This window comes from Enterobacter cloacae (genome assembly GCF_011078175.1).
In the GTDB taxonomy this organism is placed as follows: Bacteria; Pseudomonadota; Gammaproteobacteria; order Enterobacterales; family Enterobacteriaceae; genus Enterobacter; species Enterobacter cloacae_Q.
In genome coordinates, this window is the sequence record NZ_JAALCJ010000008.1 from 142,320 (window position 1) to 159,646 (window position 17,327).

Annotated in this window: 12 protein-coding genes and 1 other RNA gene; 11 read left to right on the forward strand and 2 right to left on the reverse strand. The window is 55.4% G+C overall.

Going from position 1 to position 17,327, the window contains the following annotated elements:
- Window positions 1-19 precede the first annotated feature (19 nt).
- A complete protein-coding gene (gene kbaZ, locus G6Q29_RS17500; protein WP_165466696.1) occupies window positions 20-1,315 on the reverse strand; it encodes a tagatose-bisphosphate aldolase subunit KbaZ in 1,296 nt (431 codons plus the stop codon).
- A gap of 251 nt (window positions 1,316-1,566) precedes the next feature.
- Here kbaZ and G6Q29_RS17505 point away from each other — a divergent pair, with 251 nt between their 5' ends.
- On the forward strand, window positions 1,567-2,370 hold the full coding sequence (locus G6Q29_RS17505; RefSeq protein ID WP_015571958.1) for a DeoR family transcriptional regulator: 804 nt from the start codon (window positions 1,567-1,569) through the stop codon (window positions 2,368-2,370).
- A 542-nt stretch (window positions 2,371-2,912) separates the two neighbouring features.
- Here G6Q29_RS17505 and garD read toward each other — a convergent pair.
- Window positions 2,913-4,484, reverse strand: coding sequence for a galactarate dehydratase (gene garD, locus G6Q29_RS17510; protein WP_045332929.1), 1,572 nt, complete (start codon window positions 4,482-4,484; stop codon window positions 2,913-2,915).
- Window positions 4,485-4,849: 365 nt separating this feature from the next.
- Between garD and garL the strand changes: the two genes are divergently transcribed.
- The 10 genes from garL to G6Q29_RS17560 all read left to right on the forward strand — a co-directional run bounded on the left by garL (window position 4,850) and on the right by G6Q29_RS17560 (window position 17,319).
- A complete protein-coding gene (gene garL, locus G6Q29_RS17515) occupies window positions 4,850-5,620 on the forward strand; it encodes a 2-dehydro-3-deoxyglucarate aldolase (protein WP_165466777.1) in 771 nt (256 codons plus the stop codon).
- Between the two features lie 21 nt (window positions 5,621-5,641).
- Window positions 5,642-6,532 carry a 2-hydroxy-3-oxopropionate reductase gene (gene garR / locus G6Q29_RS17520; RefSeq protein ID WP_165466778.1) on the forward strand — a complete coding sequence of 297 codons (891 nt, stop codon included), beginning with the start codon at window positions 5,642-5,644 and terminating at the stop codon, window positions 6,530-6,532.
- 56 nt (window positions 6,533-6,588) lie between these two features.
- Window positions 6,589-7,734, forward strand: a complete 1,146-nt coding sequence (gene garK / locus G6Q29_RS17525; RefSeq protein WP_165466779.1) for a glycerate 2-kinase — start codon at window positions 6,589-6,591, stop codon at window positions 7,732-7,734.
- A gap of 32 nt (window positions 7,735-7,766) precedes the next feature.
- Window positions 7,767-8,143, forward strand: an RNA gene (rnpB, locus tag G6Q29_RS17530) — RNase P RNA component class A.
- 675 nt (window positions 8,144-8,818) lie between these two features.
- On the forward strand, window positions 8,819-9,739 hold the full coding sequence (gene tdcA, locus G6Q29_RS17535) for a transcriptional regulator TdcA (protein WP_165466780.1): 921 nt from the start codon (window positions 8,819-8,821) through the stop codon (window positions 9,737-9,739).
- Window positions 9,740-9,835: 96 nt separating this feature from the next.
- Complete coding sequence (gene tdcB / locus G6Q29_RS17540) at window positions 9,836-10,825, forward strand: bifunctional threonine ammonia-lyase/L-serine ammonia-lyase TdcB (protein WP_062933444.1); 990 nt, start codon at window positions 9,836-9,838, stop codon at window positions 10,823-10,825.
- A gap of 9 nt (window positions 10,826-10,834) precedes the next feature.
- The gene (tdcC, locus tag G6Q29_RS17545; protein ID WP_165466781.1) at window positions 10,835-12,166 is read left to right on the forward strand and encodes a threonine/serine transporter TdcC; all 1,332 of its coding nucleotides are present in this window, start codon (window positions 10,835-10,837) and stop codon (window positions 12,164-12,166) included.
- Between the two features lie 30 nt (window positions 12,167-12,196).
- The gene (gene tdcD / locus G6Q29_RS17550) at window positions 12,197-13,405 is read left to right on the forward strand and encodes a propionate kinase (protein WP_165466782.1); all 1,209 of its coding nucleotides are present in this window, start codon (window positions 12,197-12,199) and stop codon (window positions 13,403-13,405) included.
- A gap of 15 nt (window positions 13,406-13,420) precedes the next feature.
- Window positions 13,421-15,715, forward strand: a complete 2,295-nt coding sequence (gene pflB, locus G6Q29_RS17555; RefSeq protein ID WP_165466783.1) for a formate C-acetyltransferase — start codon at window positions 13,421-13,423, stop codon at window positions 15,713-15,715.
- Window positions 15,716-15,987: 272 nt separating this feature from the next.
- Window positions 15,988-17,319: an amino acid permease gene (locus tag G6Q29_RS17560; RefSeq protein ID WP_165466784.1), complete on the forward strand. Its 1,332-nt coding sequence runs from the start codon at window positions 15,988-15,990 to the stop codon at window positions 17,317-17,319.
- Window positions 17,320-17,327 lie beyond the last annotated feature (8 nt).

The following is a 17,327-nucleotide window of genomic DNA, read 5'->3' on the forward strand; positions in this document are numbered from 1 at the left end:
AGCGTTTTCCTCTTTTTAATTATGCGTGTTGAGTCGTTACGCCTTCGCAGGCGGCATGGTACTGCTGGAGTATGTCCTGAATGTGGTCGAGGATGAGTTCCCGTGGTGTGGACCTGAGAGCGCCATCGCGAACTTTGCTGTACTGCAACGGCAGATACTGGCTGATCAGCGGTAGCGGGATTGGTTCATCCGCCAGGTTGCGTACCAGTCGCTCAAAGGCGTCGTCAATCTGGCTGTCTGGCCAGTAATAGCGCACGCGGTCGGAATAGCTGTAACCGCGCGCCAGGCGTCGGGCATTGCCGTCGCCGTGGTAGTGGCTTTGCCAGTATTCCGGGCGATCGAGCATCACGTTTTCCAGGACGTGACGCAGCCCTGAGCAGGCTTTTGCCGGCAGCAACTCTTCTTCAATTGCTGCCAGTGAGAACAGCGCTTCGCGCAGCGCGAAGGTTAGCGCAGGGCCGACTTTCAGAATGGCGAAGTGATCTTTCACCAACTGGCGCAGCGCCTGCGGCGTCTGGTAATCGGTAGAGTGTGCTTCAAATACCAGCGTGTCGTAGGCTTCAACCATCTTGCTCAGCGCGACGGCTTTATGCGGTTGATAGTCACACACGTGCGCATGGTCGAACTCAACGCCAGGCTGAACGACCAGACCAATAATGCGCGGCCAGATGTCGCTTAACCCTTCCTTCTCGAATGCGTGGCGGTGCGCCTCAAGCGTGGCGCGTGCCGCTTCTGGCGTGGTGACTTCAAGCTCGGTCAGCGTTTCGTGTGCCCCACCGGGAACCGGAACTTCCGTGCCGATAACGTAGACCAGATCGGCCACGCCAAATTGCTCAAGACAGGTGGTTTCGGCAATTTTAGCCAGCCGAGCGGCACGCCCGGCAACGATTGCATCGGTTAAAGGAACCGGGTCGTCTTCGCAGGACATGCTGCAATCGAGGTGAATTTTTTTAAACCCGGCCGCCACGTAGCTCCTGATCAGATCGTCGGCGTTCGCCATCGCCTGCGAAGCCGGCAGGTTTTGCCAGCGGTTTGGACCTAAATGATCGCCGCCAAGGATCAGCTGCGAGGTGGGGAAACCGAGAGATCCCGCCAGCTTACAGACAAACCCATAAAAATCGGCGGGCGTCATACCGGTATAGCCGCCAAACTGATCCACCTGGTTTGAGGTGGCTTCAATCAGCAGAGGCGTCTGTTGTGAATGGGCGTAACGTAGTGTAGCTTCAAGTACCAGTGGATGTGCGGAACAGACGGCATAAATCCCGTTTGTATTCCCCCGTTTATGTTGTTCCACCATTTCTGTCAGATGTTTCACTTTCCTCTCCAGTTCGGATGGTGTTGGCATTCATCTTTCGTTTTGTTTCATTTGATACTGCATTATGGCGAGGTAAAAATAAAACGAAAGATAATGGTTTTCCGATCTGTTTCACAAAAGAAACATAATGAAAGGTTTCAGCGACAGTTAAGCTTGCGTCTGCCCACCATACAGGGCTTGCATTCCCTCAAAAGAAAGGCGTTAATAAGCAAAACGAAATGAAACGAAAGTGTATTCACTAAGGAGCTCGTATGAGCAGCACCGATTCATCCGCAGAGAAGCGCATCACCGGCACCAGTGAAAGGCGAGAGCAGATCATTCAGCGGTTGCGGGCGCAGGGAAGCGTGCAGGTTAACGATCTTTCTCTTTTATACGGCGTGTCGACGGTGACGATCCGTAACGATCTGGCCTTTCTGGAAAAGCAGGGGATTGCCGTTCGCGCTTACGGCGGCGCGCTGATTTGCGAAGGCAATGCCCCCGGCGTGGAGCCGTCCGTTGAGGACAAAAGTTCCCTTAATACGGCAGTGAAGCGCAGCATCGCGCAGGCGGCGGCTGAACTGGTCAAGCCGGGTCACCGCATTATTCTGGACTCCGGCACCACGACCTTTGAAATTGCCCGCATGCTGCGCCAGCATACCGATGTCATTGCCATGACCAACGGGATGAACGTGGCAAACGCGCTGCTGGAAGCGGAGGGCGTAGAGCTGCTGATGACCGGCGGGCACTTGCGCCGTCAGTCGCAGTCCTTCTACGGCGACCAGGCGGAGCAGTCCTTACAGAATTACCATTTTGACCTGCTGTTCCTGGGCGTCGATGCCATCGATCTCGACCGGGGGGTGAGTACGCACAACGAGGATGAAGCCCGTCTGAACCGGAAAATGTGCGAGGTGGCGGAGCGCATTATCGTTGTGACCGACTCCAGCAAGTTTAACCGCTCAAGCCTGCATAAAATCATTGATACTCAGCGGATCGACATGATTATCGTTGATGAAGGTATTCCGGCGGAGAGCCTTGAAGGATTACGCAAAAGCGGGATCGATGTGGTGCTGGTCTAAAGGGGCTTTTCCCCTCTCCCTAACCCTCTCCCCATAGGGAGAGGGTTCCCCAGTAATTTGAAAGCAAAAGCGATAACGTTGCCTCAGAATAACTGAGGGCTTTCAGCGATGCCTCGGTCCGGCTGTAAATCGCTGAGGCGTTTGCCTTCCGGCCGGGGCGAGGCGCAGGGATGCGCCGAGAGGGCGGGCTTTACAGGGATGTTACCTCCGCCCGTCCCCGATAAGCCGGAAGGAATAAGCCGAAGGCACCGCGAAGCGGCGATTTTCCGCCGGAAGCCCGGGTCGCCAGGGTGGTGGCGACTGAGCCACCCTGGCACGTTCACCGGTCATGTCGTGACAGAGTAGCAAGGAACATAAAGTGAACGGAATGACCACCAGAGCCGTATGTTCCCCCTCACCCCAGCCCTCTCCCTCAAGGGAGAGGGGGCCGTCTGTGCAGGCATTATTTTGTGGGGAACCCTCAGCTCCATAGGGGAGAGGGGACTGCCCGGTGCGTTTTTTTTACCCTCTCCCCTATGGGGAGAGGGCAGGGTGAGGGGCCATCACGTCACCGGCGCCGGGTTAAACACCGCCAGCGAGTTATGCAATCCCCATTGATCGGAGAAGGTTTTCTTCCGTCCGCTTGCCACATCCAGAATGAAGTGGAATAGCTTCCAGCCCACCTCTTCAATACTCTCTTCCCCGGTGGCGATGGTGCCCGCGTTAATATCCATTAAGTCATACCAGCGGTTTGCCAGCTCGGTGCGGGTCGCCATTTTGATCACCGGTACCGCCATCAGGCCGTACGGCGTGCCGCGCCCGGTGGTAAAGACCTGTACCGTTATACCGGACGCCACCTGCTGGGTGCCGCACACGAAATCGCTGGCAGGCGTTGCCGCGTATATCAGGCCGCGTTTGGTTGGTCGCTGGCCAGGCGAGAGCACTTCCACAATCGCGCTCTGGCCGGATTTGGCAATCGACCCGAGGGCTTTTTCCACCACGTTCGCCAGGCCGCCTTTCTTGTTACCCGGAGACGGGTTGGCGCTGCGGTCGGTTTTGCCCATGTCGAGATAATTATCGTACCAGGCCATCTCCTCCAGCAGGCGTTTGCCCACCTCTTCGTTGACGGCGCGCGGCGTGAGCAGGTGGATAGCATCACGCACTTCGGTGACTTCGGAGAACATCACCGTGGCGCCGCAGCGCACGAACAGATCGGAGGCATAACCCACCGCCGGGTTAGCGGTGACGCCGGAAAACGCATCGCTGCCGCCACACTGTGTCCCAACGACCAGTTCAGAGGCCGGGCAGGTTTCACGCTGACGTTTGTTCAGCTTCTCCAGATGGCGCTCTGCTACCTGTAAAATGTCGTCGACCATCGATCTGAAGCCGACATGGTGTTCATCCTGAAGTCGCACAATACTGGCATCGTCAACCGGAATGGCTTTCACATCCTCAGTACCCTGCAACAGGCGTTCAGGCTGCAACTTTTCACAGCCGAGGCCAATCACCATTACCTCACCGCCAAAGTTTGGGTTAAGGGCGATATTGTGAATCGTGCGGATCGGCACGACCGCTGCGGGCGCGTTGATCGCCACGCCGCAGCCGTACAGGTGGTTAAGACCCACCACGCCGTCAACGTTGGGATATTTCGGCAGCAGATCGCGCTCAATGATTTTCACCACGTAATCCACGACGCCCGCCACGCAATGCACGCTGGTGGTGATGCCAAGCAGGTTTTTGGTTCCCACGCTACCGTCCGCGTTGCGGTAGCCTTCGAAGGTATAACCCTCCAGCGGAGGCAACGGCTCAGGGACGCGGGTGGCCAGCGGCAACGTCTCCAGCGGCGGGGCGGTGGGCAGCTCAACCAGCGACTCTTCAATCCAGCTACCCTGCGGGATAGCGCGCACCGCATAGCCGATGACTTCGCCGTAGCGCACGATTTCGCCGTGCGCCGGGATGTCGACCAGTGCGACTTTATGCCCCTGCGGAACGTGCTCAATCAGCTCCAGGCCATCCGGAAAGCGGGTACCAGCTTTTAAGCCATTGTCGTTGACAATAATCGCCACGTTATCGGTATCGTGCACTTTTATATAGAACGCCGTCGGCGACGCCTGTCGAATTTCAATATCGGCCATTGTTCACTCTTCTCCAGCAAAATATCTGATACTAAATATAGCCAGATGGTTAATTGTTTCTTGTTGAAGAAATAAAGAATGTCAGGTGAGGAAAGGTGAGAATGTGATCGCGATCGCGCCCGAACCACTAATCGTTGATTCTGTGCATCAGCGCCCACTGTATTGGGCATATGCTCAAAATAGCGTTCAACTCCTGACGGATAATTGAGCATTGAAACAATGTACTGCCGTGTGGTGACGATTATACTGAATGACGATTTTATAACGCCAAAATTCAGGCAGGAAAATAAATATAACCCTGACGTTGAGTTGGAATAAATAAAAAAATCCTGTCTAAAACTGCGGAATTAAAAAAGGTATAAGTAATGAGTAACGACATCTTCCCGAATAAATTTAAAGCGGCCCTTGCGGCGCATCAGATTCAGATTGGCTGCTGGTCTGCGCTGGCCAACCCCATTAGCACCGAAGTGCTGGGCCTGGCCGGGTTCGACTGGCTGGTGCTGGACGGCGAACATGCGCCAAACGATATCAGTACGTTTATTCCGCAGCTGATGGCGCTGAAAGGCAGCCACAGCGCGCCGGTGGTGCGTGTGCCCACCAACGAGCCGGTGATCGTTAAGCGTCTGCTGGATATCGGCTTCTATAACTTCCTGATCCCGTTTGTTGAAACGGAAGAAGAAGCGGTGTTGGCCGTGGCGGCGACCCGCTATCCGCCGGAAGGGATCCGCGGCGTGTCCGTCTCGCACCGCGCCAACATGTTTGGCACCGTGCCGGACTATTTCGCCCAGTCCAACAAGAACATCACCATTCTGGTTCAGATCGAGAGCCAGCAGGGGGTCGATAACGTCGACGCCATTGCCGCGACGGAGGGGGTAGACGGCATTTTCGTCGGCCCGAGCGATCTGGCGGCCGCTTTTGGTCATCTGGGCAATGCCAGCCACCCGGACGTGCAGCGCGCCATTCAGCACATTTTTGCCCGTGCCAAAGCGCACGGTAAACCGTGCGGCATTCTGGCGCCAGTGGAAGCCGATGCCCGCCGCTACCTGGAGTGGGGCGCAACGTTTGTTGCCGTCGGCAGCGACCTCGGCGTATTCCGCGCCGCCACGCAGAAATTAGCGGACGCTTTTAAAAAATAACCATCATTGAGGAAACAGATTATGACGCTGAAAGTGGGTTTTATTGGCCTGGGTATCATGGGCAAACCAATGAGCAAAAACCTCATCAAAGCAGGTTACTCACTGGTGGTTTTAGATCGTAATTCAGACGCGGTGGCAGAGGTGATTGCGGCTGGCGCAGAAACGGCGACAACCGCAAAAGCGATTGCCGAGCAGTGTGACGTCATTATCACCATGCTGCCAAACTCCCCGCACGTGAAAGAGGTGGCGCTGGGTGAGAACGGCATTATCGACGGCGCGAAGCCGGGCCTTGTGGTGATCGACATGAGTTCTATCGCACCGCTGGCAAGCCGCGAAATCAGCGAGGCGCTGAAAGCGAAAGGCGTGGAGATGCTGGATGCGCCGGTCAGCGGCGGCGAGCCGAAAGCCATCGACGGTACCCTGTCGGTAATGGTCGGCGGCGATAAGGCCGTCTTCGACAAATACTACGACCTGATGAAAGCCATGGCCGGCTCCGTGGTGCACGCCGGTGAAATTGGCGCAGGCAACGTCACCAAGCTGGCAAACCAGGTCATCGTGGCGCTGAATATTGCGGCCATGTCCGAAGCGCTGACGCTGGCCACCAAAGCGGGCGTTAATCCGGATCTGGTCTATCAGGCCATTCGCGGAGGTCTGGCGGGCAGCACCGTGCTGGATGCCAAGGCGCCGATGGTGATGGATCGTAACTTCAAGCCGGGCTTCCGCATTGACCTGCACATTAAGGATCTGGCGAATGCGCTGGATACCTCCCACGGCGTGGGGGCGCAGCTGCCGCTGACTGCCGCCGTCATGGAGATGATGCAGGCGCTGCGTGCGGACGGTCTGGGCACCGCCGATCACAGCGCGTTAGCGTGCTATTACGAAAAACTGGCGAAGGTTGAAATTGCTCGCTAATGACGTCCTGCCCGGTGGCGTTACGCTTACCGGGCCTACGGCTCAGGCATACAACTATGAAAATCGTAATCGCGCCAGACTCTTATAAAGAAAGCCTGTCTGCCACTGAGGTGGCGCAGGCGATAGAAAAAGGATTTCGGGAAATTTTCCCCGACGCTCGTTACGTATCTGTTCCCGTTGCTGACGGCGGAGAAGGTACGGTTGAAGCGATGATCGCCGCGACGCAGGGCGCCTGGCAGCAGGCTGTCGTCACCGGCCCGTTAGGGGAAAAGGTGAAGGCCAGCTGGGGGATCTCGGGCGACGGTACCACCGCGTTTATCGAGATGGCCGCCGCCAGCGGTCTGGCGCTCGTTCCTCCCGCGCAGCGTAACCCGCTGGTCACGACGTCGCGCGGGACGGGGGAGCTGATCCTCCGCGCGCTGGATAAAGGCGCGCGCAACATCATTATCGGTATCGGCGGGAGCGCAACCAACGATGGGGGCGCGGGCATGATGCAGGCGCTGGGCGCGAATTTTACGGATGCGAACGGAACGGAAATCGGCTACGGCGGCGGCAGCCTGATGGCGCTTAACCATATTGATATTTCGGATCTCGATCCGCGTCTTCAGGGGTGCACAATCCGCGTTGCTTGTGACGTGACGAATCCGCTTATCGGTGAAAGCGGCGCGTCGCGTATCTTTGGTCCGCAAAAAGGGGCGACGGAGGCGATGATCCTCGAACTCGACGCCAATCTTAGTCACTATGCCGACGTGATCAAAAAATCGCTGCGCATTGACGTCAGCCTGGTGCCGGGGGCAGGTGCCGCAGGCGGCATGGGCGCGGCGCTGATGGCCTTTCTGGGCGCAGAGCTGAAAAGCGGCGTTGATATTGTCACCCAGGCGCTGAATCTTGAGGAACATATTCACGACTGCACCTGGGTGCTGACGGGGGAAGGGCGCATCGACAGCCAGAGCATTAATGGCAAAGTACCCGTCGGCGTGGCGAGCGTCGCCAAAAAATACCATAAGCCAGTGATCGGGATTGCCGGAAGTCTGACGCAGGATGTGGGTGTGGTGCATCAGTACGGCATCGACGCGGTGTTCAGCGTACTGACCAGCATCGGTTCACTGGAAGAGGCGTTCCAGGGAGCGTACGACAACATTTACCGCGCCTCGCGGAATATCGCGGCCACATTGCAGGTAGGCATGCGTAGCCAGGGGTGACAGCGGCGCGCAAACCCTCTATACTGCGCGCCGAAGCTGACCAGACAGTCGCCGCTTCGTCGTCGTCCCTTTCGGGGGAGACGGGCGGAGGGGAGGAAAGTCCGGGCTCCACAGGGCAGGGTGCCAGGTAACGCCTGGGGGGGAAACCCACGACCAGTGCAACAGAGAGCAAACCGCCGATGGCCCGCGCAAGCGGGATCAGGTAAGGGTGAAAGGGTGCGGTAAGAGCGCACCGCGCGGCTGGTAACAGTCCGTGGCACGGTAAACTCCACCCGGAGCAAGGCCAAATAGGGGTTCACATGGTACGGCCCGTACTGAACCCGGGTAGGCTGCTTGAGCCAGTGAGCGATTGCTGGCCTAGATGAATGACTGTCCACGACAGAACCCGGCTTATCGGTCAGCTTCAACTTCTTACGAAACCCCGCTTCGGCGGGGTTTTTGCTTTCTGAAGGTTGCTGAAGAGTGGGTGAGTGTAGCGCTAAACGACATCAATTCTTAATTTTGCGACGCTAAGCACATTTCACTATTCGCTCCGCCCGTCATTCCTCTCATCTGCTGCACATGATCGTAATCACAAAATTTAACGCTATAAAATGAGAAAAATTTAGTGTTGATTTGATGTTGCACTTGTTGGCTTTATGATACGAAATGTTTTGTATTTGATAAGCGAATATTGAAATTAAAAACATTCTTCTGGTGAATGTGTGATATATCCCTCTCTTTAACCGGAAACCGAATAAATATTCCTGATGCAGTTGATAAACTACAAAAATATTTTAAAAGAATAATGGTGTTTTATTAACCTTTAATTGCCTGAAAGATAGCCTTTATTAATATTTATAAGGCGAAAAAATCCACACAGGTTATTGCCATAAAATAAATTTATTACCTCATTTTTTATTGATCAATATCAGCGTAATTGCGTATTTTTATTGTAGTAACTTATTGATTAATAAAGAGATAAATCGTAATTGGCTGCGTTTGAAAACTGGGTATTCTGGCAAATTGTGAGTAACAGCACATACCCCTGTAAGTAATATTGGGTAGAATCCGCTGCGTCATAGGGATATAAGCGCAGAATATTATGAATACTATTATTCTACCGAAAACACAGCACCTCGTGGTATTTCAGGAAGTCATCAAAAGTGGCTCCATAGGTTCTGCTGCAAGACAACTGGGATTGACGCAACCCGCCGTCAGCAAAATCATCAGCGACATCGAATCCTACTTTGGGGTGGAAGTGATGGTGCGTAAAAACACCGGCGTAAAACTTACTGCCGCCGGTCAGGTGCTGCTGTCCTACGCTGAGTCGATCACCCGCGAAATGAAAAACATGGTGAGCGAGATCAACAGCCTCAGTTTCAGTACCGTCATGGACGTCTCCTTCGGCTATCCGTCGCTGATTGGCTTCACCTTCCTGTCCGGGATGATCAAAAAATTCAAGGAAGTGTTCCCGAAGGCGCGCGTCTCCATGTATGAAGCGCAGCTCTCTTCATTCCTGCCCGCCATTCGCGATGGCCGACTGGATTTCGCCATCGGCACGCTGAGCGACGGGATGCAGCTTCAGGATCTTCACGTTGAGCCACTGTTTGAATCCGAGTTTGTGCTGGTGGCGAGTAAATCACGAACGTGCACCGGCCCGACCAGACTGGCATCGCTCACGCACGAGCAGTGGGTGATGCCGCAAACCGATATGGGCTACTACAACGAACTCCTGACCACCCTGAAAGACAACCACATCAGCATTGAAAACATCGTCCAGACCGATTCCGTCGTCACCATCTATAACCTTGTCCTCAATGCCGATTACCTGACGGTGATCCCCCGTGACATGATTGCGCCCTTCGGCTCGGACCAGTTTATTGTCCTGCCGGTGGAAGATGAATTACCCGTGGCGCGTTATGCCGCCGTATGGTCAAAAAATTACAGTATTAAAAAATCGGCGTCAGTATTAGTTGAACTGGCAAAACAATATTCGTCGATGAATACCGAAAAACGACGATAGAAATAATGATGATTTAAAACACCCGGAGCGACGCTTTTTAACGCTCTGATACCCTGACTTTGCCTGAAAAGAATGAATTATTATAACGAGGATATTATGCACATTACTTACGATCTCCCGGTGACCATTGAAGATATTCAGGACGCCAGAAAAAGACTGGCGGGAAAGATCTATAAAACCGGTATGCCGCGCTCGAATTATCTGAGCGAACGGTGTAAGGGTGAGATATTCCTGAAATTTGAAAATATGCAGCGTACCGGTTCGTTTAAAATACGTGGGGCGTTTAATAAATTAAGCTCGCTGACCGATGCGGAAAAACGCAAGGGCGTGGTGGCCTGCTCGGCGGGGAACCACGCGCAGGGGGTGTCGCTCTCCTGCGCTATGCTCGGCATTGACGGCAAAGTGGTCATGCCAATGGGCGCGCCGAAATCCAAGGTTGCCGCCACGCGCGACTACTCGGCGGAAGTGGTGCTGCACGGCGAGAACTTCAACGACACCATTGCCAAAGTGAGCGAAATCGTCGAGATGGAAGGACGCATATTTATCCCGCCTTACGACGATCCGAAAGTCATTGCCGGCCAGGGCACCATCGGCCTCGAAATCCTCGAAGATTTATACGACGTGGATAATGTGATTGTCCCCATCGGCGGTGGCGGTTTAATTGCCGGTATTGCTACGGCGATTAAATCCATCAACCCGACCATTAATATTATCGGCGTGCAGTCTGAAAACGTGCACGGAATGGCGGCTTCGTATCAGGCCGGAGAAATAACCAATCATCGTGTTACCGGCACATTAGCCGACGGCTGCGACGTGTCTCGTCCGGGGAAATTAACCTTCGAAATTGTTCGTGAATTGGTCGATGACATTGTGCTGGTCAGCGAAGACGAGATTCGCAACAGCATGATCGCGCTTATTCAGCGAAATAAAGTGGTGACAGAAGGCGCGGGCGCGCTGGCGTGCGCGGCGCTATTAAGCGGCAAGCTTGACCACTATATCCAGGGGCGAAAAACCGTCTGCATTATTTCCGGCGGCAATATCGATCTCTCTCGTGTTTCCCAAATTACCGGCTTCGTTGACGCGTAAGGATGACCTATGAGCAACACTGAAAGCATTACCGTTGGCCAGACAAAAACGTCCACCTGGCGTAAATCGGATACCACCTGGACGCTCGGCCTGTTTGGTACCGCCATTGGCGCAGGCGTGCTGTTCTTCCCCATCCGCGCAGGCTTTGGCGGCTTGATCCCCATCCTGCTGATGCTGTTACTCGCCTACCCGATTGCCTTCTACTGCCACCGCGCGCTGGCGCGTCTGTGTTTGTCCGGCAGTAACGTCTCCGGCAATATCACCGAAACGGTGGAAGAGCATTTTGGGAAGACCGGCGGGGTGGTGATCACCTTCCTCTACTTCTTTGCCATTTGTCCGCTGCTGTGGATTTACGGCGTCACCATTACCAACACCTTTATGACCTTCTGGGAGAACCAGCTCCAGATGCCTGCCCTGAACCGTGGCGTGGTGGCGCTGTTCCTGCTGCTGCTGATGGCCTTTGTGATCTGGTTCGGTAAAGACCTGATGGTGAAGGTGATGAGCTACCTGGTGTTCCCGTTCATCGCCAGCCTGGTACTGATTTCTCTCTCGCTAATCCCGTACTGGAACTCAGCGGTGATCGACCAGGTTAACCTGAGCGATATCGCCTTTACCGGTCATGACGGCATTCTGGTCACGGTGTGGTTGGGGATCTCCATCATGGTCTTCTCCTTCAACTTCTCGCCTATCGTCTCCTCGTTTGTGGTCTCCAAGCGCGAAGAGTACGAGCCGGAATTTGGTAAAGAATTCACCGAGCAGAAATGTTCCAAAATCATCGGTCGCGCCAGCCTGCTGATGGTGGCGGTGGTGATGTTCTTTGCGTTTAGCTGTCTGTTTACGCTCTCTCCGCAGAACATGGCGGACGCCAAAGCGCAGAACATTCCGGTGCTCTCTTACCTGGCGAACCACTTTGCGTCGATGTCAGGCAGTAAATCCACGTTCGCCACGGTACTGGAGTACGGTGCGTCCATCATCGCGCTGGTCGCTATCTTTAAATCCTTCTTCGGCCACTACCTGGGCACGCTGGAGGGGCTGAACGGCCTGATCGTCAAGTTCGGCTACAAGGGCGACAAGAAGAACGTCTCCGTCGGCAAGCTGAACACCATCAGCATGGTCTTTATCATGGGCTCCACGTGGATTGTGGCCTATGCCAACCCGAACATTCTGGACCTCATTGAAGCCATGGGTGCGCCAATTATCGCCTCTCTGCTGTGCCTGTTGCCGATGTACGCCATCCGCAAGGCGCCTGCGCTGGCGAAATACAAAGGCCGGACCGAGAACATCTTCGTGACCGTGGTCGGCCTGCTGACCATTCTGAACATCGTGTACAAACTGTTTTAAATCAATGCTCAGGAAGAGCGGAGCCATACCATGATTGAGTTTCCGGTAGTACTGGTTATTAACTGCGGATCGTCCTCTGTTAAGTTTTCGGTGCTGGACGCCGCAAGCTGCGAGGCTCTGATGACGGGCATTGCGGACGGCATCAACACTGAAAAAGCCTTTATTTCCGTGAACGGGGGTGAGCCGGTCAGACTGGCTCACCAGGACTACGAAGGGGCGCTGGCTGCCATCGCCCTGGAGCTGGAGAAGCGTGATCTGATGAGCAGCGTGGCCTTAATTGGCCACCGCATTGCGCACGGCGGCGATCTCTTCAGCGAGTCGACCCTGATCACGGAAGAGGTGATTGAGCAGATCCGCCAGGTTTCCCCGCTGGCGCCGCTGCATAACTACGCCAACCTGAGCGGCGTGGAAGCCGCTGAGCGCCTTTTCCCCGGCGTGCAACAGGTGGCGGTATTTGATACCAGCTTCCACCAGACGCTGTCGCCGCAGGCGTATCTGTACGGCCTGCCGTTCCGCTATTTTGAAGAGCTGGGCGTGCGCCGCTACGGTTTCCACGGCACGTCTCATCGCTATGTGGCGGCGCAGGCGCACGCGCTGCTCGGGCTGTCCCCCAGTGATAGCGGCCTGGTGATTGCCCATCTCGGCAACGGGGCATCCATCTGCGCGGTGCGTAACGGCGAGAGCGTGGACACCTCCATGGGGATGACGCCGCTGGAAGGTCTGGTGATGGGCACGCGCTGCGGCGACGTAGATTTTGGCGCGATGGCGTGGATTGCCCGGCAGACCGGGCTGTCTTTCGAGGATCTGGAGCGCGTGGTCAACAAAGAGTCCGGGCTGCTGGGGATCTCCGGGATTTCGTCAGATCTGCGGACATTAGAGAAGGCCTGGCACGAAGGTAATGAGCGGGCCGCGCTTGCGATACACACCTTCGTTCACCGCATTGCGCGGCACATTGCGGGACATGCTGCGTCCCTGCACCGTCTGGATGGCGTGGTGTTTACCGGCGGAATCGGTGAGAACTCCGTGCTTATCCGCGCGCTGGTGGTGGAACACCTGAAGGTGTTTGGCATCACCCTCGACGAGTCCAAAAATGCCCTGCCGGGCAGCGCGGGTGAGCGCGTGATCTCCACCGAGTCGTCCCGCGCGGCCTGCGCGGTGATCCCGACCAATGAAGAAAAAATGATCGCGCTGGACGCCCTCCGTCTTGGGAAGGTAACTCCGGCTGCGGCTTACGCCTGATAAAGCGAGAATCTGATGAAAGTAACAATCGATACGGGCGTCGCGCCTTACAGCGACGCATGGGCCGGGTTTCGCGGTGAAGAATGGAAAAACGCCGTTAACGTGCGCGATTTTATTCAGCATAACTACACCCCTTATGAAGGCGATGAAGCTTTCCTCGCGCAGGCGACGCCAGCAACGACGGCGCTGTGGCAGCAGGTGATGGTCGGCATTCGTCAGGAGAATGCCACCCACGCCCCGGTGGATTTTGATACCAACATCGCCACCACCATTACCGCGCACGGACCGGGATATATTGACCGGGAGCTGGAGACGATCGTCGGCCTGCAAACCGACAAGCCGCTCAAGCGCGCCCTGCATCCGTACGGCGGGATCAACATGATCCGCAGCTCGTTTGAAGCTTATGGTCGCGAGATGGATCCGCAGTTTGAATATCTCTTCACCGATCTGCGTAAAACCCACAATCAGGGCGTGTTTGACGTGTACTCTCCGGAGATGATGCGCTGCCGCAAATCGGGGGTGCTGACCGGTCTGCCGGACGGCTACGGGCGTGGACGCATCATCGGAGACTACCGTCGCGTGGCGCTGTACGGCATCAGCTATCTGGTGCGCGAGCGTGAACTTCAGTTCGCCGATCTTCAGGGGAAACTGGAGCGCGGAGAAGATCTGGAGGCCACGATCCGGCTGCGTGAGGAGCTGGCGGAGCATAAACGTGCGCTGCTCCAGATCCAGCAGATGGCGGCGAACTATGGCTTTGATATTTCCCGTCCGGCGATGAACGCGCAGGAAGCGGTGCAGTGGGTCTACTTTGCCTATCTTGCCGCAGTGAAATCCCAGAACGGCGGGGCGATGTCGCTGGGGCGCACGGCCTCGTTCCTCGATATCTACATTGAACGCGACATGCAGGCGGGGCGGTTGAATGAGGTGCAGGCCCAGGAGCTCATCGACCACTTCATCATGAAGATCCGCATGGTACGCTTCCTGCGCACACCGGAGTTCGACACGCTCTTCTCCGGCGATCCGATCTGGGCTACGGAGGTCATCGGCGGCATGGGGCTGGATGGCCGCACGCTGGTGACCAAAAACAGCTTCCGCTACCTGCATACCCTGCACACCATGGGGCCTGCGCCGGAGCCCAACCTGACGATCCTCTGGTCAGAACAGCTGCCGATCGCCTTCAAGAAATACGCTGCACAGGTCTCGATCGTCACCTCTTCGCTGCAATACGAGAACGACGATCTGATGCGCGCCGACTTCAACAGCGACGACTATGCCATTGCCTGCTGCGTTAGCCCGATGGTGATCGGCAAGCAGATGCAGTTCTTCGGCGCACGCGCCAACCTGGCGAAAACCCTGTTGTACGCCATCAACGGCGGGGTGGATGAGAAGCTGAAGATCCAGGTGGGGCCGAAAACCGAGCCGCTGCTGGATGAGGTACTGGATTACGACACCGTAATGGCGAGCCTCGATCACTTTATGGACTGGCTGGCGGTGCAGTACATCAGCGCGCTGAATCTCATTCACTATATGCATGATAAATACAGCTACGAAGCCTCGCTGATGGCGCTGCACGACCGGGACGTCTACCGCACCATGGCATGCGGCATTGCCGGGCTGTCGGTGGCGGCGGATTCCCTGTCGGCCATCAAATACGCCACGGTAAAACCGGTGCGCGACCACGCCGGTCTGGCGGTCGATTTCGTCATCGAAGGCGATTATCCGCAGTACGGGAACAACGACGATCGCGTGGACAGTATCGCCTGCGATCTGGTTGAGCGCTTTATGAAGAAAATCCAGGCGCTGCCGACGTACCGCAACGCGGTACCGACACAGTCGATCCTGACCATCACCTCCAATGTGGTTTACGGGCAGAAGACCGGCAACACGCCGGACGGACGTCGCGGCGGTACGCCGTTTGCGCCGGGCGCCAACCCGATGCACGGGCGCGACAGAAAAGGGGCGGTGGCCTCACTGACTTCAGTGGCTAAGCTGCCGTTCACCTATGCCAAAGACGGGATCTCCTACACCTTCTCCATCGTGCCGCAGGCACTGGGCAAGGACGAGCCGGTGCGCAAAACCAACCTTGTCGGGCTGTTGGACGGGTATTTCCATCACGAAGCGACCATTGAGGGCGGCCAGCACTTAAACGTCAACGTCTTGAACCGGGAGATGTTGTTGGATGCGATTGCCCATCCGGAGAACTATCCGAACCTGACGATCCGCGTTTCAGGCTATGCAGTGCGGTTTAACGCCCTGACGCGCGAGCAACAGCAGGATGTGATATCGAGGACGTTTACACAGGCGATGTAACTCAGGCTGGCATAAAGCCTCCTCGTTTGGGGAGGCTTATAATTTCGTGAACGTCGTCACTTTTAGAAAAATACCTCCTTAAAGAATCTCGAAAAAGCAAAATTTCCTCCCGACGCAGAAAACACCCATAAAAGTTGTGACTTTTTTCTCCCGCGCTCCGGATATGATCTCTTCATACCAATAACACACACCTGCACTCTCTGACTCGTCATCGCTGACGATTGGAACCTTATAAAAACAATTAGTTACCCTACAAAATAAGCGAGTGCCCAATGAATATGGCAACAAACAGCAGTGTGATTGTGAGTGATTCCCCTGCGGCAAGGCGGGCGGGAATGAGCGAAAGCGAATGGCGAGAGGCGATCAAATTTGACAGCACCGATACGGGCTGGGTCATCATGAGCATCGGGATGGCTATCGGCGCGGGCATCGTTTTTCTTCCGGTGCAGGTTGGATTAATGGGGCTGTGGGTATTTTTACTCTCGTCGATTATTGGTTATCCGGCTATGTACCTGTTCCAGCGCCTGTTTATTAATACGCTGGCGGAATCACCGGAATGCAAAGATTACCCGAGCGTCATTAGCGGTTATTTAGGTAAAAACTGGGGCATCTTATTGGGTGCGCTTTATTTCGTGATGCTGGTGATCTGGATGTTTGTCTATTCCACGGCTATCACCAACGACAGCGCCTCCTATTTGCACACCTTCGGCATAACCCACGGTTTGCTGTCGGAAAATCCTTTCTACGGTTTATTCCTGATCTGCATTCTGGTCGCCATTTCGTCGCGCGGTGAAAAGCTGCTGTTTAAAGTCTCCAGCCTGATGGTGCTGACCAAATTATTTGTGGTGGCGGCGCTGGGTCTTTCGATGATTGGACTCTGGCATTTAGCCAACGTCGGCATGCTGCCACCGATGGGGCTGCTGATTAAAAATGCCATTATTACGCTGCCTTTCACCTTAACCTCCATTCTGTTTATTCAGACATTAAGCCCGATGGTGATTTCTTATCGTTCGCGGGAAAAATCCGTTGAGGTGGCGCGTCATAAAGCGCTGCGCGCGATGAACATTGCTTTCGGCGTGCTGTTCGTCACGGTCTTTTTCTACGCGGTCTCCTTCACGCTGGCGATGGGGCACGACGAGGCGGTAAAAGCCTACGAGCAGAATATTTCCGCCCTGGCAATCGCGGCGCAGTTTATCAGCGGCGACGGCGCGGGCTGGGTCAAAATCGTCAGCGTGATCCTTAATATTTTCGCCGTAATGACTGCCTTCTTCGGCGTCTATCTCGGCTTTCGTGAAGCGACGCAGGGCATCGTAATGAATATCCTGCGCCGCAAAATGCCGGCAGAGAAAATCAATGAAAACACCGTCCAGCGCGGGATTATGCTGTTCGCCATCCTGCTGGCCTGGAGCGCGATTGTATTAAACGCGCCGGTGCTGAGCTTCACCTCTATTTGTAGCCCTATTTTCGGGATGGTGGGCTGCTTAATTCCGGCGTGGCTGGTCTACAAAGTGCCCGCACTTCATAAATATAAAGGCGTATCGCTGGTGATTATTGTGATTACCGGGCTGCTGCTTTGTGTTTCTCCTTTCCTCGCCTTCTCATGAGGTTAAAT

Bases quoted from the DNA above. Each gene is read 5' to 3' on its own strand.
- G6Q29_RS17505 (WP_015571958.1), top strand. From the start codon at position 1,567: ATGAGCAGCACCGATTCATCCGCAGAGAAGCGCATCACCGGCACCAGT.
- G6Q29_RS17560 (WP_165466784.1), top strand. From the start codon at position 15,988: ATGAATATGGCAACAAACAGCAGTGTGATTGTGAGTGATTCCCCTGCG.
- garL (WP_165466777.1), top strand. From the start codon at position 4,850: ATGAGTAACGACATCTTCCCGAATAAATTTAAAGCGGCCCTTGCGGCG.
- pflB (WP_165466783.1), top strand. From the start codon at position 13,421: ATGAAAGTAACAATCGATACGGGCGTCGCGCCTTACAGCGACGCATGG.
- garK (WP_165466779.1), top strand. From the start codon at position 6,589: ATGAAAATCGTAATCGCGCCAGACTCTTATAAAGAAAGCCTGTCTGCC.
- tdcC (WP_165466781.1), top strand. From the start codon at position 10,835: ATGAGCAACACTGAAAGCATTACCGTTGGCCAGACAAAAACGTCCACC.
- garR (WP_165466778.1), top strand. From the start codon at position 5,642: ATGACGCTGAAAGTGGGTTTTATTGGCCTGGGTATCATGGGCAAACCA.
- tdcA (WP_165466780.1), top strand. From the start codon at position 8,819: ATGAATACTATTATTCTACCGAAAACACAGCACCTCGTGGTATTTCAG.
- garD (WP_045332929.1), bottom strand. From the start codon at position 4,484: ATGGCCGATATTGAAATTCGACAGGCGTCGCCGACGGCGTTCTATATA.
- tdcB (WP_062933444.1), top strand. From the start codon at position 9,836: ATGCACATTACTTACGATCTCCCGGTGACCATTGAAGATATTCAGGAC.
- tdcD (WP_165466782.1), top strand. From the start codon at position 12,197: ATGATTGAGTTTCCGGTAGTACTGGTTATTAACTGCGGATCGTCCTCT.